Raw genomic sequence first — 18,290 nt, 5'->3', positions numbered from 1 at the left:
ATATTGAGTTGCCCACTGCCAAGCGGCATTTATTTTTTTGAAAACAGCGATCGCTGCCTGACCAACTCGACGCGCCGCGCCCCAAACGCCTGAACCCCGCACAAAACCCAAAGTGGGAGCGGTGTTTTCGTCAATTCCCTCCAACTCTGGAACACCCCCCATGAAGATCACCCCGATCCTCACGCAGTTGCGTGGGCAATGCCCTGGGCTTGCCAATCATGTTTCGGTGGGTGTCGATCTGGCGTTGCTGCAAGGCAACCCCGATCTACCGACACCCTCAGCCCACGTCCTTCCGCTGGCCGATCTGGCCAGTTCTGGCAGCGCCCAAAACCTCGCCACCCAACCGATCCGCGACCGTTTCGAAATCGTCCTCGTGCTTGACGCAGCCGACGCGACAAAAGCGCTGGATCTGTTGCACGACCTGCGCGCTGAACTGTGGCGTGCGCTGGTGGGGTTCAAGCCCGATTCCAACTACAGCGCCATCGTTTATGACGGCGGTGAACTGGTGTCGATCAGCAGCAGCGACGTGCTCTATCGGCTGCGGTTCTACGCCCAATTCCAGCTCGGCCGCAATTTGCCAGGGCAGCCTGCGGAGAGTTGGCACGAGCGCGAACTGGATGCTTTGTCGTCCTTTACCGGGATGACGGTGCGGGTCGATGCGATCGATCCGGCCGACCCCAACCTGCAACACCCGGGTCCGGATGGACGGGTGGAAATGACTTTCTCTGGAGACGTAACCCCATGAGCAACCGCATCACCGTAGTGCCGGCCGCCGGCCGTGTTGTACCTGACCCGGAGTCGGGCGACCTGCTGCCGGCTGCAGGCCGTGACGTGCCGGACAGCGCCTGGTGGCGCCGGCGTCTGGCCGATGGCGACATCACACTCAAGGCCGCAAAAGCGGCTAAACCACAGGGAGCCAAATAATGGCAATCGGATTCAGCAACATCCCGGCGGACATTCGTGTGCCGCTGTTTTATGCCGAAATGGACAACTCGGCTGCCAATAGCGCGACCTCGGCCATGCGCCGTTTGATCGTCGCTCAGGTCAACGACAATATCGCCCCGACTGAAGTCGGTAAACTGGTGCTGGTTTCCAGCGTGGCGCTGGCGAAGAACATCGGTGGCCAGGGTTCGATGCTCGCTTCGATGTACGAGACCTTCCGCAAGGCTGACCCGATCGGCGAGATCTGGTGCCTGCCATTGCACAACACCGAAGGCGCCATTGCCAAGGGCGTGCTGACTCTGACCGGCACCGCGACACAGGCGGGCATGCTCAACCTTTATATTGGCGGTGTGCGGGTGCAGGCCACCGTGGTCAACGGCGCCACCGCAGCACAAGCTGCCACCGCACTGGCGCAGAAAATCAACGCCAGCGCCGATTTGCCTGTCAGCGCGGCGGCTGCCGAAGGTATTGTCACCTTGAACGCCAAATGGACCGGCGACAGCGGCAACGATATCAGCCTGCAATTCAATCGTTTGGGCAAGAGCAACGGTGAAGAAACCCCGGCTGGCCTGACCACTGCGATCAGCGCGATGATCGGCGGCGCTGGCGTGCCTGATCAGATCGCTGCCGTTGCGGCGCTAGGCGATGAGCCATTCGAATTCATCGCCTTGCCGTGGTCCGATCTGGCCACCCTCAACACCTGGCAAGCGGTCATGGATGACAGCACCGGGCGCTGGTCGTGGGCCAAGCAATTGTTCGGTCACGTCTACAGCGCCAAACGCGGCACAGTCGGCACCCTGGTCGCCGCAGGCCAGGCGCGCAACGATCAGCACATGACCATTCAGGCGCTGGAGCCGGGCGTACCGCAACCGTTCTGGGTGCAGGCCGCCGCGCTGGCTGCGCGCACGGCTGTGTTCATCTCCGCCGATGCCAGCCGTCCGACGCAAAGTGGCAGCCTGCCGGGTGTCGACCCTGCACCGGCGAGCGAACGCTTTACCCTGACCGAGCGTCAGTCGCTGCTCAACTACGGGATCGCCACCGCCTACTACGAGGGCGGTTACATGCGCATTCAGCGTTCGATCACCACCTACCAGAAGAACGCTTACGGCCAGGCCGACAACTCTTATCTGGACAGCGAAACCATGCACCAGTCGGCATTCATCGTGCGCCGTCTGCAAAGCGTGATCACCAGCAAATACGGACGGCACAAACTGGCCTCCGACGGCACCCGTTTCGGCGCCGGCCAGCCGATCGTTACACCGGCGACCATTCGCGGTGAGCTGATTGCCCAGTATGCCAAGCTCGAACTCGAAGGCCACGTGGAGAACGCCGAGCTGTTCGCCGAGCACCTGATCGTCGAGCGCGACGTGCAAGACCCGAGCCGCGTGAACGTGCTGTTCCCGCCGGATTACATCAACGGTCTGCGTGTGTTCGCACTGCTCAACCAGTTCCGTCTGCAGTACGACGACGCGGCTTGATATCCGCGTTTACCGTCAAGCATTCAGCCCACCGCGTGTGGGCTTTTTCATTCAAGGGAGTAACACCATGGGTCAACTGATTGCAGGCACCTGCTACGTCAAGGTCGACGGCGCACAACTGACGATCAACGGCGGCTGCGAAGCCCCGCTGATGGCTGTCAAACGTGAAACCGTCGTGCCCGGTTTCTACAAGGAAACCGACATCGCGCCGTCGTTCAAAGTGACCGCGCTGCACACCGCCGACTTCCCGCTGAAGAAGCTGATCGAAGGCACAGACATCACCGTCACCTGCGAATTCAGCAACGGCAAAGTCTACGTGCTGGCCGGCGCCTATCTGGTCGAAGAGCCTGTCTCCAAGGGCGATGACGCCACCATCGAATTGAAATTCGAAGGCATCAAGGGGACCTGGCAATGAGCGGCGCCGTGAAGCTTCAAGTAGCAATCGAAGCCCACGGCGAGCCCCTGACCGAACTCGAACTGCGCCGTCCGACGGTGCAGGAAGTGCGAGCGATCAAGGCGCTGCCGTACAAGATCGACAAGAACGAAGAAGTCAGCCTCGACATGGACGTGGCGGCGAAATACATCGCGGTGTGCGCCGGCATTCCGCCGTCGTCGGTCAACCAGCTGGATCTGGCCGACCTCAATGCGCTGAGCTGGGCCGTCGCAAGTTTTTTCATGAGTGCGGCGTCGGCGCCATCACCGACCTGATCGCCGTCGCCTATGACCTGGCCTGGTTCTGGAAGGTTGACCCCGAACAGATGATGGCCAGGCCCCTGGATGTGCTCCGCGAATCGCTGGAGCACGCGCAACGGATCAATGCGATGCAGCAGGTGCAGTGATGGCGAAGACACAAATAAATGCGCTCCAGCAGAACATGCAGACCACGGTGAACATGCTGGTCGTGATGCAGGGTCTGCAGAAGATGGACACTGAAATGAAGGGCGTCCGAGGCAAGGTGGCGGCGTTCAGGAAAAGTCTGGAAAGCAGTTCGATCAAGCCCTTCGATTTATCGGGTTTCCTTTCCGGTGGCGGCTTGCTGAAACCTTTTCAGGAGGGACTGAAGAAGGCGATCAAGGCCGAAGACGAACTGGCGACCAAGAGCAAAAAGCTCAGCGTGCCGACGCTGGGCAAAGACGCGCTGATTCCTGCACCGTTGAACAAGCCCGTCCCGGCACAGGTGCCGGCGGTAGTGAAGGGGGAAACTTCGACTAATCTGGCGAAGTTCAACCTCTCCCTCGACAACATTTCATTGAAGATCGGGCAGGCTTTGCTACCCGCCGTCAATAGACTGGTAACGGCGCTGGTGCCGGTGGTGACTTCGGTCGGTGAATTTGTCGCCGATCACCCGCAACTGGTGGAAGGGCTGGCGGCGGCAGCGCTGGCGTTCACGTTCGTGACAACAGCGGCTGCCGGTTTCAGCGCCGTGCTGACGCTGCTCGCTTCGCCTGTCGGTCTATTTGCCGCCGCAGTTGCGCTGGCGGCCGGGTTGATCGTCGCCAACTGGAAACCCGTCTCGGCTTTTTTTGCTCGACTGTGGCAAGACATTGCGCCGGTCGTCATGCCGATGGCCAGTTTCTTTCGCACGATGTTCGGGTTCACTCCGATGGGCATGCTGATCAGCAATTGGGGACCGGTAAGCACGTTCTTTGCGGCGCTGTGGAACGTGCTCAAGGCGCTGGCTGCGCCGGTCATCGACTTTTATGCAACGTTGTTTGCGTATTCCCCGCAGGCGCTGATTCTGAAGAACTGGGCGCCTCTGGTAGGGCTTTTTGCATCGATCTGGGATCTGCTCCGAGCGGTGTCGGTACCGGTGGGCGCTTTTTTCCACGATCTTGTCGATTCCATCAAACTCCCCGTGCTCGCCCTGTATGCGGTGATCCGCGAGCAGTTGGGCTGGTCGCCTCTGGAGCTGATCATTCAGGCCTGGGGCTCGGTCACGGTCTGGATCGAGAAGTGGAGCGAAAAGTTTTACCAGGCGCTTGCCCCGGTCCGGGCATTTTTCAACGGGGGCCTGGGTGAGCTCGCCGCCGAAGCGTCGGCCAAGGTCGATGTCTTTACCCACGCGCAGGAACGAACCAATGCCCAAGGCAAGGGGGAGTGGGCGCCAGAATTCTTTGGCTCCAGTGCGGATTCCGCTTCCACAAGTCCTGCGCCGATGGTGGCGCTGACACAGCCCTCGACTTCTCTGACGCAAACTTCGAGCAGCCTCATCCAGCAAAGCGCCGCCAACAACCGCACGCAACTCGAAGGCGGCCTGACCGTGCGCTTCGAAAATGCACCGGCCGGCCTGCGCACCGAACAACCGCAAACCAATCAACCGGGCCTGGCCGTGTCTTCGCGCATCGGCTATCGCTCGCTGTCGATGGGAGGTACCCAATGAACTGGCGTGACCGTTTATTGCCGGCATCCTTTCGCGGTGTCGGTTTCTGGATCGACCAGGCGAAGACACCGGTCGGGCGCAAAGGGCAGTTGCACGAATACCCGCAACGCGACCTGCCGTTTTTCGAGGATCTCGGCCAGCAGGCCAAGACCCACGATCTGACCGCGTTCATCATCGGCCCTGATTGCCTGGAGCAGCGCGACAAACTGCTCCAGGCGCTGGAGCAGGGCCGTGGCGAACTCGTGCATCCGTGGCTCGGTCGCCTGCAGGTCAAGGTCGGCGAATGCGACATGACCCATACCCGCCAGGACGGCGGGCTGGTGACGTTTACCCTGAAGTTCTACCCCGATCAGCCGCTGCCGTTTCCGACGGCAACGGTCAGCACGCAGAAAGTGCTGTTGGTCAAAGCTGACGGTCTGCTGGGTTCGGCGGTGGCGCGTTTCGAGCAGGCGATGACGCTGATCAAGGCAGCGCGGATCGGTATCACCAACCTGCGCAACAGCCTTACCGGCGTCTATGACGTGATCAAGGAACAGCTGAAACCGTTGATCGAGCAGTACCGGCAAATCACCGAACTGGTCAAAGCCGTGAAGGAGTTGCCCAAGGAAGTGGCGGCGGAATTCAAGGGTTTGCTCGGCGATATCAAGGAGCTGAAAGCGTTCGCCAAGGAAGGCTACCGAGGCGTGATTGCCGACGTGTCGCAGCAACTCGAAGCGATTCGCAAGGCCGATGCGCCGAAGATCACCACCGGCAAGGACACCAATGCCGCCGCGCAAGCGATGGCCGATCTGGTGCAGGACACGATGCTGGTCAAAGTCGCGCAGTGGGTGGCGTCGATGCCCGTGGCAACCACGCCGGTGAAACTGGCGTCGACACCCTCGGTGGCGCAACAGTCGACGTCGCCGGTCAGCCGTCAGGAAGTGCCCGTCAGCGATGACATGCAAGCCCTGCGCGCAGCGGTGACTGCCGCCATTGACCCGATGCTGGCAAAGGCCGGGCCCGCGCATTTTCAGGCAATCAGTGATGTCAAGGAAGCGCTGGTCGCCCATCTCAAAGCAGTGGCTTCATCGGGCGTGCGGCAAGTCAGCAAATCGTTTCAGGAAAGCTTTCCGGCAGTGGTCGTGGCCTACAAGCAGTTCGGCGACGCCACGCGAGTCGACGAAGTGACTCAGCGCAACGGAATTACCCATCCGGGGTTCTCCCCCAACGACGTGAAAGTCTCGCGGGAGTGATGCCATGAATGAGATGGACAATCACGTCACGCTGACGGTCAACGACATGGAATACGGTGGCTGGAAAAGCGTCGAGATCACCGCCGATCTGGAGCGCCAGTTCCGCACCTTCAAACTCGACATCACCTGGCAATGGCCCGGTCAGTCCGTGGATCAAAGGATCAAACCGGGCGACCCCTGCGAGGTAAAAATCGGCAAAGATCTTGTGCTCACCGGCTACGTGTTCAAGGCGCCGATCCGCTATGACGGGCGACAGATCAGCCTGACCATCGAAGGCAGTTCCAAAACCCAGGATCTGGTCGATTGCGCCGCCCGCAATCTGCCCAGCCAATGGCAGCAACAGCCCTTGCTGAACATCGTCCGCGATCTGGCGAGCGAATATGGGCTGTGGGTCGTCAATGAAATCAGCGAAACCACACGCCTGACCAAACACACCATCGTGCCGGGTGAAACGGCATTCCAGTCGATCGACCGACTGCTGTCGCTGCTGCGGGTGTTTTCTACCGACAACGAGCTGGGCCAGTTGGTGTTGGCCAAACCCGGTAGTGCCGGGCGCGCCAGCGATGCGCTGGAGCTGGGCAAGAACATTCTGTCGGCCGATGCGCCGATGGATTTCAGCCAGGTGTTCTCCGAGTACCGGGTGATCGGCCAGCAAAAAGGCTCGGATGCGAAAAGCGGCGCGGCGGTCAGCGAAGTCGAATCGACGGCGGCGGATCTGAGCTTCAAACGTCGGCGCACCACGGTGATCAATGAAGGCACGCAACTGACCTTTGAATTGGCGCAGCAGCGTGCCCTATGGGAAAGCGCCACCCGCATGGGCCGCGCGCAGACCACCACCTATCAGGTGCAGGGCTGGCGGCAGAGCAATGGTGATTTGTGGCGCCATAACATGTTGGTGAAGGTCAAGGACCCGGTGCTCGATTTCGACGGTGACATGCTGATTTCCAAGGTCACCTATTCGTTGTCGGCACAGGGATCTGTGACCACGCTGCAAGTAGCACCGCCGCATACCTTTGATGCCAATCCCGCCCCTGTGAAAAATCCCCAAGCCTGACACTAGACCCTGTGGGAGCGGGCTTGCTCGCGAAAGCGGCGGCAGTCTCGACATCGTATCGCCTGACCCACCGCCTTCGCGAGCAAGCCCGCTCCCACAGGATTGGCTGTGTCAGCTCAACCTCCAAGGAACTTCCATGAGCCTACTGACACGCCTGCTGGCGCGCGGCACTGTCGTGCTCGCCAATTCGGCTTCGAAACTGCAATCGCTGCAAATGCGCCTCACCGCCGGCGAGGTGAACGATGACCTCGAACACTTCGAACCCTACGGTTTCACCAGCCATCCGCTGGCCGGTGCTGAAGGGGTCGTCACCTTCATTGGCGGCGACCGCTCCCACGCCATCGCCCTGGTCATCGCCGACCGCCGCTATCGCCTGCAAGCACTCGCTGCTGGTGAAGTGGCGCTCTACACCGACGAGGGCGACCGGATTCATTTCAAGCGCGGACGGATCATCGACATCGAGACCGCCACGCTGAATATCCGCGCCAGTAGCGCGGTCAACTTCGACACGCCGGTCATCAACCAGACCGGCAAGATCGTTTCCACCGGTGATCAACTCGCCGGCGGCATCAGCCAGATCAAGCATGTTCACATTGGCGTGCAGGCCGGTAACGGTCAGACCGGCGCGCCGGCTGGAGGCCAATGATGCTCATCAGCCAGAACCTCCACGCCGCACTGACCCGCGCGGTGCTCATCAGCCTGTTCACCTGGCGCCGCGCCGCCGATGACGATGCCCTCGATGACGAAGAGCGCTTCGGCTGGTGGGGCGACAGTTTCCCCACCGTCGCCGACGATCGCATCGGCTCGCGGCTGTGGCTGTTACGCCGGGTCAAGCTGACCCGGCAGACGCAAATGGACGCCGAGTTCTATGCCCGCGAAGCCCTGCAATGGCTGCTCGACGACGGCCATTGCAGCGCCATCGACATCATCAGCGAACGCCTCGACGCCCAGCGCCTGAACCTGCGCACGGTCCTGACCCTGGCCGACGGTGAACGTCTGGACATCAACCCCGATAACAGCTGGCAGGTGATCTATGCCGTTTGAAACCCCTTCGCTGCCGGTGCTGATCAAACGCACCCAAAGCGACCTGGCCGGCGATTCGCTGCGCCAGTCCGATGCGCAAGTGCTGGCCCGCACCCTCGGCGGCGCCGCTTATGGCTTGTACGGTTATCTCGACTGGATTGCCGAGCAGATTTTGCCAGACAAGGCGGACGAATCGACTCTGGAGCGCATCGCCGCGCTGCGCCTTAACCAACCGCGTAAAGCCGCGCAAGCAGCTACGGGCAGCGTCAGTTTCAGCGCCAGTGCCGGTGCTGTGCTGGATGTCGATACGCTGCTGCAGTCCAATGATGGCCGTACTTACAAAGTTACTGGTGCCCGCATCGCCGTCAGCGGCGCCAACAGCACCACGATCGCTGCGCTTGATGCAGGCAGCGTGGGTAATGCCGACGCCGGTCTGACATTGAATCTGGTGCAACCGATTGCGGGTGTCATCGGTAACAGCTTCATCGTTCAGCCACCTGGTCTCACAGGCGGCGTCGGCACCGAAAGCCTTGAATCGTTGCGCGCCAGAGTGATTCGCTCTTATCGGGTGATCCCCCACGGCGGCTCGGCGCAAGACTATGAAACATGGGCGCTGGAGTGCCCCGGAATCACCCGCGCATGGTGCCGTGGCAACTTCCTCGGCCCCGGCACGGTTGGTCTGTTCGTCATGCGCGACGATGATCCACAACCGATCCCCAACGAAGAACAGTTGGCTGACGTCGAGGCTTATATCGAGCCGCTGCGGCCAGTCACCGCCGATGTGAGGGTAATGGCGCCCGTGCAAGTGCTGGTCAAGTACACAATGCGCGTGACGCCGAACACCAGCGCAGTGCGCGCGGCGGTTGAAACCCAGTTGCGAGATTTGCACAACCGCGAGGCGGGGCTGGGCGATACGTTGTTGCTCAGTCACATCACCGAAGCCATCAGCAGCGCCACCGGTGAAAGCGATCACAGCCTCATCAGCCCCTCGGCCAACGTCACGGCCCAAAGCAATCAATTGCTGACGTTCGGGGGGTGCGAATGGCTGTCCTGAGAAGTGCCAGACAATACCGGCAACAGTTGCGCAGTCTGCTTCCCAGCGGTCCGGCCTGGGACCCGGAACGTGTACCGGAACTCGAACAAGTGCTTGAAGGCGTCGCTCAGGAACTGGCTCGCCTTGACGCCCGAGCTGCGGATTTGCTCAACGAGATGGATCCGGCTGGCGTCAGCGAGCTAGTGCCGGATTGGGAGGCGGTGATGAACCTGCCCGACCCCTGTCTTGGAGTCACTCCGCTCTATGACGATCGCCGCCTGGCTGTGCGTCGGCGGTTGCTGGCGGTGGGCAACCAGTGCGCCGCGTACTTCATTGAGGTCGCCCGCACTCAGGGTTATCCAGAGGCCTCGGTGACCGAACTGCGGGTCCCGCGCATGGGCCGTTCGCGGTTCGGCAGCGCTCATTTTGGCACCTGGAAAGGGCAATTCATGTGGATCCTCAACACCGGCGGCCGCTTGGCGATCGGACGGCGTTTCGGCGCCAGTTATTGGGGCGAACGTTTCGGCATGTACCCGGGCTCGGCCCTGGAATGCCTCATTCACCGCAGTGCACCGGCGCATACCCAGGTGTACATCAATTATGACTAAGGACTGAATAAATGGATTATCCAAAAAGCGTACCCAGCGTCGGGCTGGTCGATGGCAAGTTTGTCGATGAGAATCCGGTGGCAGGCACGCCGGGATCGTTGATCCCGGCATCATGGGGCAATGCGGTAACCGAAGAAATACTCGGCGTGATCAAGGGCGGTGCGCTCAAACCCGATGAGGCCGATGTCGGACAATTGCTGACTGCCGTGCGCAAAATCAATCAGGCGGGTCTCATCGATTTCGCCTTGGATACCGGCACGGCCAATGCGTATGCCGCGAACTATTCGCCGGCTCCCGCTACGCTGACAGACGGCATGGTGTTGCGCTTCAAGGCTTTGAATACCAATACCGGCGCCAGTACGTTTTCCGTAGCGGGGTCGGTCGCCAAACCGCTGGTCGGTCTTGACCATACTCCGCTTCGCTCCGGTGAAATCGTTGCGACGGGAGATGTCTGGGTGCAATGGAACAGCTCGCTGGGCAGCGGCGCCTGGATTCTGATTGCCAGTACCGGCGTGGCCAGACAATTGGGGGCCGATGTCGGCGACGTGAAAGCCGTCGCTACCGTAGATGCGCCCAGTGGCTGGCTCAAATGCAACGGACAGCCTGTGTTGCGTACCCAGTATGCCAATCTGTTCGCAGCAATCGGCACCCGGTTCGGTGCCGGTGACGGTGCCAATACCTTTAACCTGCCGGATTTGCGCGGGGAATTTGTCCGGGGTCTGGACGAGGGCCGTGGTGTCGATCCGGGCCGTGTTCTGGGTAGCAAACAGGCTGGGCAGAATGCTTCCCACGTTCACGATGTGTCGGCCGCAGCCGCTGGTAACCATGCTCACACGGCGCGCACTGATGCTGCCGGATTGCACGCGCACGGTGGCGCTGTGACGAGTGGAGGCGCGTTCAACATCGACACGGTCATGGGCGGGCAGGGGCAGATCAACGGCGGTAATACTGCGGGGTCGATCATGGGCTCCAGCTCGGCGCCCTTCATCAACCGTAACTTCACCACCAACGCTCCCGCGCACTCCCACGGCATCGTGGCGGACGGCAACCACGCGCATAACGTCGGCGTGGATGCCGCCGGGCAACATACGCATACGATCTCGATGGCGGCCTCTGGCGGCAATGAGGCTCGCCCGATGAACACCGCGCTGTTGTACGTTATCAAGTTCTGATCGCAGCTGTCCGGAACGCACATCAGGTGGACCGATCGTTGCGATAGACCCCTGAAAAATCCAGAAAGAAATGGCTGGCAAACATCCACTGTCAGCCGTGATTCAATCGGGGCAACATCCAGGGAGGATCAAGCATCATGCAATTAACTGAAAAACACCTTATCGACATCATGCCCAACGCCCGCTCCCAAGCGGGCGTTTTTGTTTCGCCACTCAACGCCGCGATGGCCAGGCATCGCATCGATACGCCGAAACGTGTTGCTGCGTTTCTCGCACAGGTCGGCCACGAGTCCGGTCAATTGCGTTACGTGCGCGAATTGGGCGACAACCAGTATCTGAGCAAATATGACACCGGCACGTTAGCGCTGCGTTTGGGTAACACGCCCGAGGCAGATGGTGACGGACAAAAATACAGGGGGCGTGGGCTTATACAAATCACCGGTCGCGCCAACTATCGACAATGCAGCCTCGGCTTGTTTGGCGATGAGCGTCTGTTGTCGTTGCCTGAATTGCTCGAGCAACCGCAATGGGCGGCCGAATCGGCAGCGTGGTTCTGGGCGCAGAAAGGCCTGAACGAACTGGCCGATGTTGATCAGTTCAACAGCATTACCCGGCGGATCAACGGCGGGTTGAATGGCTTGCAGGATCGTCTGGAAATCTGGGCGCGGGCGAGGGCGGTGCTATGTCCGGCTCCTGGCGGGTGATTGGCCTGTTGTTGCTGGCGGCCGCGGCTTTCGCTGCGGCGTGGCACTTCCAGGACTGGCGCTACGGGCGCCAATTGGCCGAGCAGGCGCGGTTAAATGCCGAAACGCAGAATCAACTCACTCAGACCGCCGCGAGCGCGCAACAGGCCGAACAGGATAAACGTCTGGCGCTGGAGCAACGGCTGTCGGCGAGTGAACAAACCCATTATCGAGCGCTGAGCGATGCCCAACGTGATCAGGATCGCCTGCGCGATCGTCTTGCTACTGCCGATGTTCGGCTGTCAGTCCTTCTCGACGCCGGCGATGTTGCCTCAGGCTGCCACGTGCCAGCCACCGCCAGCGCCGGCGGCGTGGATTCTGCAACCGTACGCGCCCGACTTGACCCGGCGCATGCTCAACGAATTATCGCCATTACCGACACCGGTGACCGCGGATTGATTGCCCTGCAGGCCTGTCAGGCCTATGTAAGAGCGCTGGCGCCCGAACATCTTGAATGATTCTGTGTATTGAAAGCGCGTCCGGCTCGTGTACGGTGAAGGCATTCCACACGATCCGGAGCTCGCCGTGAAAGAGACCACCCAACTGGCCGCCGAACTGGGCCGACGTCTGCAAGTGCTCAATGCCCACGTCACTACCGCCGAGTCTTGCACCGGCGGCGGTATTGCCGAAGCGATTACGCGGATTCCGGGCAGTTCGGCCTGGTTTGAAGCGGGTTACGTGACGTACTCCAATCGGCAGAAAACCCGGCAGTTGAATGTGTCGGAGGAACTGTTCGAGACGGTGGGGGCGGTCAGTCGCGAGGTGGTCGAGGCCATGGTGCGCGGTGCGCAGCAGCACAGCCTGGCGCACTTTGCCGTGGCGGTCAGTGGTGTCGCCGGCCCCGACGGTGGCACGCCGAACAAACCGGTGGGTACGGTGTGGCTGGCCTGGGGTGTCGGCGACGCGGTTTATAGCGAGGTCCAGTACTTCCCCGGCAGCCGTGACGAAGTCCGCCGACAAACGGTGAAGGCCGCGCTAGAGGGCCTTGTGCGACTAGCGGCACGAGAAATCGAAAATCAGGGGTAGGCGATCTTCGAACGCTGTGGAATAATACTGGCTACTTATACAGGTGTTGGCCGTCAGGCCTTATTGATTACGTGAGGACTTTAATGGACGACAACAAGAAGAAAGCCTTGGCTGCGGCCCTGGGTCAGATCGAACGTCAATTCGGCAAGGGTGCCGTAATGCGTATGGGCGATCAGGACCGTCAGGCGATCCCGGCCATCTCTACTGGCTCTCTGGGTCTGGACATCGCGCTCGGCATCGGCGGTCTGCCAAAAGGCCGTATCGTTGAAATCTACGGTCCTGAATCTTCCGGTAAAACCACACTGACACTGTCGGTCATCGCCCAGGCGCAAAAAGCCGGCGCGACCTGCGCATTCGTCGACGCCGAACACGCCCTCGATCCAGAGTACGCTGGCAAGCTGGGCGTCAACGTTGACGACCTGCTGGTTTCCCAGCCGGACACTGGCGAACAGGCCCTGGAAATCACCGACATGCTGGTGCGCTCCAACGCCGTTGACGTGATCATCGTCGACTCCGTGGCGGCACTGGTACCCAAGGCTGAAATCGAAGGTGAGATGGGCGACATGCACGTCGGCCTGCAAGCACGTCTGATGTCTCAGGCGCTGCGTAAAATCACCGGCAACATCAAGAACGCCAATTGCCTGGTGATCTTCATCAACCAGATCCGTATGAAGATCGGCGTGATGTTCGGCAGCCCGGAAACCACCACCGGTGGTAACGCGCTGAAGTTCTACGCCTCGGTTCGTCTCGACATCCGCCGTACCGGCGCGGTCAAGGAAGGCGACGAAGTGGTCGGCAGTGAAACCCGCGTCAAGGTTGTGAAGAACAAGGTGGCTTCGCCGTTCCGTCAGGCCGAGTTCCAGATTCTTTACGGCAAGGGCATCTACCTCAACGGCGAGATGATCGACCTGGGTGTGCTGCACGGTTTCGTTGAGAAATCCGGCGCCTGGTACGCCTACGAAGGCACCAAGATCGGTCAGGGCAAGGCCAACTCGGCCAAGTTCCTGGCGGACAACCCGGAAATCGCCGCGAAGCTCGAGAAGCAGCTGCGTGACAAGCTGCTGTCTCCAGCGGTGATCGCGGACTCCAAGGCCTCGGCGGTCAAAGAGACCGAAGACGACCTGGCCGACGCTGACCTCTGATACCAGCGATGACCACCGCCGTACTGGATACCCTCGTCGCGGTGCGGCGAACCGCCATGGACCTGCTCGCACGCCGCGAGCATGGTCGCGTCGAATTGACACGTAAGTTACGTCAACGCGGCGCCGAGGCGGAGCTGATCGAGACAGCCCTCGACCGTCTGATGGAAGAGGGGCTGCTTTGCGAAGCTCGCTACCTTGAAAGCTTTGTTTCCTACCGAGCCCGTTCCGGCTATGGCCCATTGCGGATTCGTGAGGAACTCAGCCAGCGGGGCTTGCAGCGTACCGATATCGAAATCGCCCTGCGCGAAAGCGGTATCAATTGGCAGGCGCAGCTTCAGGAGACGTGGCAACGCAAGTTCTCCGGGCATTTACCGATTGATGCGAAAGAACGGGCCAGGCAAGGCAGGTTTCTGGCGTATCGGGGGTTCTCGATGGAGATGATCAACCGCTTATTCAGCGGTCGAGGGATGGACGATTAAACCGCTTCGATAAAAACGGCCCGCTATTTTTTATAATAGCGGGCCGTTTTTTTTGCTTTCAGATCACGCTGGAAGGTTCTCGGGAGCGTTGTGCAGTGGGCGGTTTTGAATCGGCCCAGTTTTCCGGCAGGTTGATGAAGTCCACCAACTCTCTCAGACGACCATGGGTGCGGCCGTTGAAGGCAAACGCCAGCCGTGCCAAGTGGCTGAACTGTGGATCGTCGTGTTCTTCACCACTGTAGGCATGTTGATGGAACTGGTCGCTCAGGCACAGATCGGCAAATTCCTCCTGCATCTGCGCCATTGCGTGTTCGCTGAGCTTGTGGTTCATGCGAAGTACAAATTGGCGCTTGAGCCAGCGGCTGGAGTGGAAGTTGCTGTAAAAATGATTGATCTCTTCCACCGCTTCTTCAACGCTGTAGACCAGTCGCATCAGCTTCAAATCGGTCGGCAGGATGTAGCGGTTTTCTTCCAGCTGATTGCGGATGAAGTCTAGCGCGCCCTGCCAGAAGGTACCGCCCGGAACATCCAGCAGCACCACCGGCACCAGAGGACTTTTGCCAGTCTGAATCAGCGTCAGCACTTCCAGCGCTTCATCAAGGGTGCCAAACCCGCCCGGGCACAGCACCAACGCGTCTGCCTCTTTGACGAAGAACAGTTTGCGGGTGAAGAAAAAGTGGAAGGGCAAGAGATTGTCGGTGCCGTCGACGGTGGGGTTGGCATGTTGTTCGAAGGGCAGGGTAATGTTGAAACCGAGACTGTGATCACGCCCGGCTCCTTCGTGGGCGGCGGCCATGATGCCGCCGCCGGCGCCGGTGATGACCATCATCTCTGCACGCGTCAGGGCTGCGCCGAGCTCGCGGGCCATCGCGTACAGCGGATGTTCCACTGGCGTACGCGCTGAGCCAAACACGGTGACTTTGCGCCGCCCCCTGAATTGCTCAAGCACACGAAACGCCTGCTCCAGTTCACGCAGGGCTTGCAAGGTGATCTTGGCGTTCCAGCGGTTGTGGTCTTCCTGGGCCATGCGCAGCACGGTCAGGATCATGTCGCGGTAGATGGGAAGATTTGGGCTATTGGGGGAAACATGGTCGAGCTGGGCTTCGACCTGAGTGATGAGGTCGCCGCTTTCCTGAAAATGACGGCTCAAGAGGTCATTCGGTTGATAAGGCATTCAACGTCTCCTTCTGTACAGAGCGGGTAGCCCTGACAAACAGCGTCAGGGCCGCACTGCAAAAAAACACGGGCCGGCAGCTCCATTTTCTGCCGTTAACGAATGGTCGGGAATATTCTCAATCTAGACCCTCGCACGCATTCGCGCTGGCTTGAACAGTGCGTTGTAACGTTTTGCCTGGCAACTGCTCACCAATCTGCGCCAAAGCCTCGCCGCTCGTCTGAACGTGTCGCGTAGGGCCATCAGTCTGATTTACTCAAATACAGATGTCGCAAGACAACCTTGCATTGGCGCAAGGCAAAGGCAACTCAAGGATTCGTGGTGGCAAGGAGGCGGGATGCATGGCCAGAGTGGTTCTGGAAATCGATACGCAGCTGTATCGAATGTTGCAAGAGTCGGCCAAGGCTCATCAATTGAGCCTTGAGCAAGAGTGCTGCCGACGATTGGCGGGCGGCGAGCGTCGCTCGCGCTATTTGCAGGCTCTGGTCGCCGAATTGCGCGCCGAGGATGAGCAGCGGCGCGCTAACGCTTCGCGCTGATTACTTCTTCTTCGCTGGCGCGGCTTTCGGGCAATCGGATTCCTGATAGCTGGCCGAGCCGATGGCCTTGTTGGTTTTCACTTCGGTGAAGTCGTAACGCATGATCGCGCCCTTGGCCATCAGCTTGCGATACGACGGGTTGTTGCAGACCGACGCACCCAACTGGAAATACACAGCCTTGGGATCGGCGCGCATCTTGTCTGCGTGGCTCTTTTGCACGCTCAGATGGTTGATCAGTTGCGTGCCTTCGACGGTGTAGCCTTGATCAAGAATGTCTTCATTGATCGCCCGTGGCGTGCCGACGCTGCTTTGGGCGGCGACGTTGCGCAGCTCTCTGTTCAGATTCTGCTCACTCAGGGACGCAGCCTGAGCGGTAAAGGACGACGCCAGCAGAATGGCAGCGGTGGGAACGATAAGGCGCAGCATGAAACTCTCCTGATTCAGTGACTGGTGGTTCGACCCGTCACGGGGCGGTGCGTTCAGTGGCGGCGAATTATAGGGGAGCCGGTCTGGACGGTACAGGCTTGTGGCCGTCGCTCTGGTAAACTGCCGGCCTTTATTGCCCTGCCGAGTGTCATTCGTGTCGAGTTTCCCTGTCTGCCGGTGTTGCCTGCGATGAACCATGCCCCTAACGCCGTGGCCCGCCTGCGTGATCAGCGCGAGGACGAGGGCATCAAGCCGATTCAGGCGCGCGGCTTTCGCTCCGAGCGTTGCCGCGATTGCCGGGTCATTATCAGCCATTGCCTGTGCGCGTGGCGGCCGAGCGTCGACACCCGCTCCGGCGTGTGCCTGATCATGACTGGCAAGGAAGTGTTCAAGCCAAGCAACACCGGTTGGCTGATTGCCGACGTGGTGCGCGACAACCATGCGTTTATCTGGTCGCGCACAGAGCCCGACCCGCAGATGCTTGCACTGCTCAACGATCCGCAATGGCAGCCGTACCTGGTGTTTCCCGGTGAATACGTCGAGCCGTCTCGGGTGACCAATACCGTCTCCGTCGATAGCAGCAAGCGCCCGCTGTTCATTTTGCTCGATGCGACCTGGACCGAGGCGCGCAAGATTTTCCGCAAAAGTCCATATTTCGAACGTTTGCCGATCCTCAGCCTGTTGCCCGACAAACTCTCGCGGTATCGCCTGCGCCGGTCGACCCGCAGCGAGCACCTGTGCACCGCAGAAGTCGCGGCGTTGTGCCTCGAACTGGCCGGTGACAGCGCTGCCGCTTCGGCGCTGGATGCTTATTTTGATGTGTTCAGCCAGCATTACCTCGGTGCCAAGCAGCAACTGGACATGAACGAATCGACTCCGGCGCACACCGAGTTGTTGCCCTATATACGAAAGCCGCAGCCGGAGTTGGCGCAATAGTGGCCCATACTGTACGAGCCAGCGGCCGCGCTGCTTGACCACCCCGGCTTCGCTGGGCATGCTGGGCGCCGATTAGGGTGCGGCCAAGGTTTGAAACGCCGTGTTTGCTGTTGATTGGCGTTGAACGTGCCCCTGTGGATATCGCTTCAAAAAGCGACATCTTGAGTTGCTTTGGCCAGACCGGAATGCACCGCGTCTGCCATCAAAAAACAGGATCATTTGAAAAATGGCCACATACGACATCCTGATTGCCGATGATCACCCCCTGTTTCGCAGCGCCCTGCACCAAGCGGTGACCCTGGGCCTTGGCCCGGATGTACGCCTGGTGGAAGTGGCGAGCATCGCGGAACTGGAAACCCGCCTCACTGAAAAGGCTGACTGGGACCTGGTCCTGCTGGACCTGAACATGCCCGGCGCTTACGGCTTTTCCGGCTTGGTGCTGCTGCGCGGACAGTACCCGCAGATTCCGGTGGTGATGGTCTCGGCGCAGGAAGAAGCGTCGGTAATGGTCAAATCCCGCGAGTTCGGTGCCAGTGGTTTTATTCCCAAGTCCAGCGACCTCAGCGTGATTCAGCAGGCCGTGCGCAAAGTGCTCGATGGCGATGTGTTCTGGCCGCCGCAAGCCTTCGAAGCGGTCGCCGTTTCCGATGAAGCCAAAGCCGCCAGCGACGGGCTCGCCAGCCTGACCCCACAACAGTTCCGCGTGCTGACCATGGTCTGCGAAGGCCTGCTGAACAAGCAGATTGCCTATGAGTTGAGCGTGTCGGAAGCGACCATCAAAGCCCACGTCACCGCTATTTTTCGTAAATTGAACGTGCGCACTCGCACGCAAGCGGCTTTACTGCTGCAACAACTTGAGTCAATTCCGAGCCAGTGAACGCTGGCGGTTTCACGCTTTTTTGA

General features: G+C 60.2%; 23 protein-coding genes. 21 read left to right on the top strand and 2 right to left on the bottom strand.

Features of this window, described 5'->3' with window-relative positions:
* Window positions 1-160 precede the first annotated feature (160 nt).
* The 18 genes from ACP7D9_RS05385 to recX all read left to right on the top strand — a co-directional run bounded on the left by ACP7D9_RS05385 (window position 161) and on the right by recX (window position 14,312).
* Window positions 161-745 carry a phage tail terminator protein gene (locus ACP7D9_RS05385; RefSeq protein ID WP_426156049.1) on the top strand — a complete coding sequence of 195 codons (585 nt, stop codon included), beginning with the start codon at window positions 161-163 and terminating at the stop codon, window positions 743-745.
* Window positions 742-924 carry a DUF2635 domain-containing protein gene (locus ACP7D9_RS05380; protein WP_101157926.1) on the top strand — a complete coding sequence of 61 codons (183 nt, stop codon included), beginning with the start codon at window positions 742-744 and terminating at the stop codon, window positions 922-924. The genes ACP7D9_RS05385 and ACP7D9_RS05380 overlap by 4 nt, the downstream gene beginning before the upstream one ends.
* A complete protein-coding gene (locus tag ACP7D9_RS05375; protein ID WP_426156047.1) occupies window positions 924-2,420 on the top strand; it encodes a phage tail sheath subtilisin-like domain-containing protein in 1,497 nt (498 codons plus the stop codon). Before ACP7D9_RS05380 ends, ACP7D9_RS05375 begins: the two co-directional genes overlap by 1 nt.
* 67 nt (window positions 2,421-2,487) lie before the next feature.
* Window positions 2,488-2,835 carry a phage tail tube protein gene (locus ACP7D9_RS05370; RefSeq protein ID WP_007908779.1) on the top strand — a complete coding sequence of 116 codons (348 nt, stop codon included), beginning with the start codon at window positions 2,488-2,490 and terminating at the stop codon, window positions 2,833-2,835.
* Window positions 2,832-3,128, top strand: a complete 297-nt coding sequence (locus ACP7D9_RS05365) for a phage tail assembly protein (protein WP_312995704.1) — start codon at window positions 2,832-2,834, stop codon at window positions 3,126-3,128. Before ACP7D9_RS05370 ends, ACP7D9_RS05365 begins: the two co-directional genes overlap by 4 nt.
* Window positions 3,129-3,258: 130 nt before the next feature.
* Window positions 3,259-4,800 carry a phage tail protein gene (locus ACP7D9_RS05360; RefSeq protein ID WP_426156043.1) on the top strand — a complete coding sequence of 514 codons (1,542 nt, stop codon included), beginning with the start codon at window positions 3,259-3,261 and terminating at the stop codon, window positions 4,798-4,800.
* Window positions 4,797-6,032: a DNA circularization protein gene (locus tag ACP7D9_RS05355; protein WP_312995710.1), complete on the top strand. Its 1,236-nt coding sequence runs from the start codon at window positions 4,797-4,799 to the stop codon at window positions 6,030-6,032. The genes ACP7D9_RS05360 and ACP7D9_RS05355 overlap by 4 nt, the downstream gene beginning before the upstream one ends.
* Before the next feature lie 4 nt (window positions 6,033-6,036).
* Entirely contained in the window at window positions 6,037-7,086 is a 1,050-nt protein-coding gene (locus ACP7D9_RS05350) for a phage baseplate assembly protein (protein ID WP_101157936.1), read from the top strand.
* Window positions 7,087-7,222: 136 nt separating this feature from the next.
* Complete coding sequence (locus ACP7D9_RS05345) at window positions 7,223-7,732, top strand: phage baseplate assembly protein V (RefSeq protein WP_426156041.1); 510 nt, start codon at window positions 7,223-7,225, stop codon at window positions 7,730-7,732.
* Window positions 7,732-8,130 carry a phage GP46 family protein gene (locus ACP7D9_RS05340; protein WP_101157940.1) on the top strand — a complete coding sequence of 133 codons (399 nt, stop codon included), beginning with the start codon at window positions 7,732-7,734 and terminating at the stop codon, window positions 8,128-8,130. Before ACP7D9_RS05345 ends, ACP7D9_RS05340 begins: the two co-directional genes overlap by 1 nt.
* Window positions 8,120-9,163 (top strand): baseplate J/gp47 family protein, encoded by a 1,044-nt coding sequence (locus tag ACP7D9_RS05335; protein ID WP_101157942.1) that lies wholly within the window; start codon window positions 8,120-8,122, stop codon window positions 9,161-9,163. Before ACP7D9_RS05340 ends, ACP7D9_RS05335 begins: the two co-directional genes overlap by 11 nt.
* Complete coding sequence (locus ACP7D9_RS05330) at window positions 9,151-9,750, top strand: YmfQ family protein (protein ID WP_101157944.1); 600 nt, start codon at window positions 9,151-9,153, stop codon at window positions 9,748-9,750. Before ACP7D9_RS05335 ends, ACP7D9_RS05330 begins: the two co-directional genes overlap by 13 nt.
* Window positions 9,751-9,761: 11 nt before the next feature.
* A complete protein-coding gene (locus tag ACP7D9_RS05325; protein ID WP_101157946.1) occupies window positions 9,762-10,922 on the top strand; it encodes a tail fiber protein in 1,161 nt (386 codons plus the stop codon).
* A 137-nt stretch (window positions 10,923-11,059) separates the two neighbouring features.
* On the top strand, window positions 11,060-11,626 hold the full coding sequence (locus tag ACP7D9_RS05320) for a glycoside hydrolase family 19 protein (RefSeq protein WP_101157948.1): 567 nt from the start codon (window positions 11,060-11,062) through the stop codon (window positions 11,624-11,626).
* Entirely contained in the window at window positions 11,605-12,123 is a 519-nt protein-coding gene (locus tag ACP7D9_RS05315; RefSeq protein WP_426156037.1) for a lysis system i-spanin subunit Rz, read from the top strand. Before ACP7D9_RS05320 ends, ACP7D9_RS05315 begins: the two co-directional genes overlap by 22 nt.
* A 67-nt stretch (window positions 12,124-12,190) precedes the next feature.
* Window positions 12,191-12,691: a CinA family protein gene (locus ACP7D9_RS05310; RefSeq protein WP_426156035.1), complete on the top strand. Its 501-nt coding sequence runs from the start codon at window positions 12,191-12,193 to the stop codon at window positions 12,689-12,691.
* An 83-nt stretch (window positions 12,692-12,774) separates the two neighbouring features.
* The gene (gene recA, locus ACP7D9_RS05305; protein WP_024011876.1) at window positions 12,775-13,833 is read left to right on the top strand and encodes a recombinase RecA; all 1,059 of its coding nucleotides are present in this window, start codon (window positions 12,775-12,777) and stop codon (window positions 13,831-13,833) included.
* An 8-nt stretch (window positions 13,834-13,841) separates the two neighbouring features.
* On the top strand, window positions 13,842-14,312 hold the full coding sequence (gene recX, locus ACP7D9_RS05300; protein WP_426156032.1) for a recombination regulator RecX: 471 nt from the start codon (window positions 13,842-13,844) through the stop codon (window positions 14,310-14,312).
* A 58-nt stretch (window positions 14,313-14,370) separates the two neighbouring features.
* On the opposite strand, the gene ACP7D9_RS05295 is transcribed toward recX, so the two are convergent.
* Complete coding sequence (locus tag ACP7D9_RS05295; RefSeq protein ID WP_312995734.1) at window positions 14,371-15,486, bottom strand: TIGR00730 family Rossman fold protein; 1,116 nt, start codon at window positions 15,484-15,486, stop codon at window positions 14,371-14,373.
* Between the two features lie 341 nt (window positions 15,487-15,827).
* Here ACP7D9_RS05295 and ACP7D9_RS05290 point away from each other — a divergent pair, with 341 nt between their 5' ends.
* Window positions 15,828-16,025 carry a hypothetical protein gene (locus tag ACP7D9_RS05290; protein ID WP_101157958.1) on the top strand — a complete coding sequence of 66 codons (198 nt, stop codon included), beginning with the start codon at window positions 15,828-15,830 and terminating at the stop codon, window positions 16,023-16,025.
* Here ACP7D9_RS05290 and ACP7D9_RS05285 read toward each other — a convergent pair whose 3' ends face one another.
* Window positions 16,026-16,451, bottom strand: coding sequence for a PA3611 family quorum-sensing-regulated virulence factor (locus ACP7D9_RS05285; RefSeq protein ID WP_007908738.1), 426 nt, complete (start codon window positions 16,449-16,451; stop codon window positions 16,026-16,028).
* A gap of 189 nt (window positions 16,452-16,640) precedes the next feature.
* Between ACP7D9_RS05285 and ACP7D9_RS05280 the strand changes: the two genes are divergently transcribed.
* Together ACP7D9_RS05280 and erdR are read left to right on the top strand one after the other, a co-directional pair.
* Window positions 16,641-17,387: a tRNA-uridine aminocarboxypropyltransferase gene (locus ACP7D9_RS05280; RefSeq protein WP_426156029.1), complete on the top strand. Its 747-nt coding sequence runs from the start codon at window positions 16,641-16,643 to the stop codon at window positions 17,385-17,387.
* 226 nt (window positions 17,388-17,613) lie between these two features.
* Complete coding sequence (gene erdR / locus ACP7D9_RS05275) at window positions 17,614-18,264, top strand: response regulator transcription factor ErdR (RefSeq protein ID WP_064393119.1); 651 nt, start codon at window positions 17,614-17,616, stop codon at window positions 18,262-18,264.
* Window positions 18,265-18,290: the final 26 nt, after the last annotated feature.

Source organism: Pseudomonas sp. TSRC2-2 (assembly GCF_049897785.1).
GTDB lineage: Bacteria > Pseudomonadota > Gammaproteobacteria > Pseudomonadales > Pseudomonadaceae > Aquipseudomonas.
Note: the sequence above shows the minus strand (reverse complement) of the source record. Positions and strands in the feature narration are given on the sequence as shown.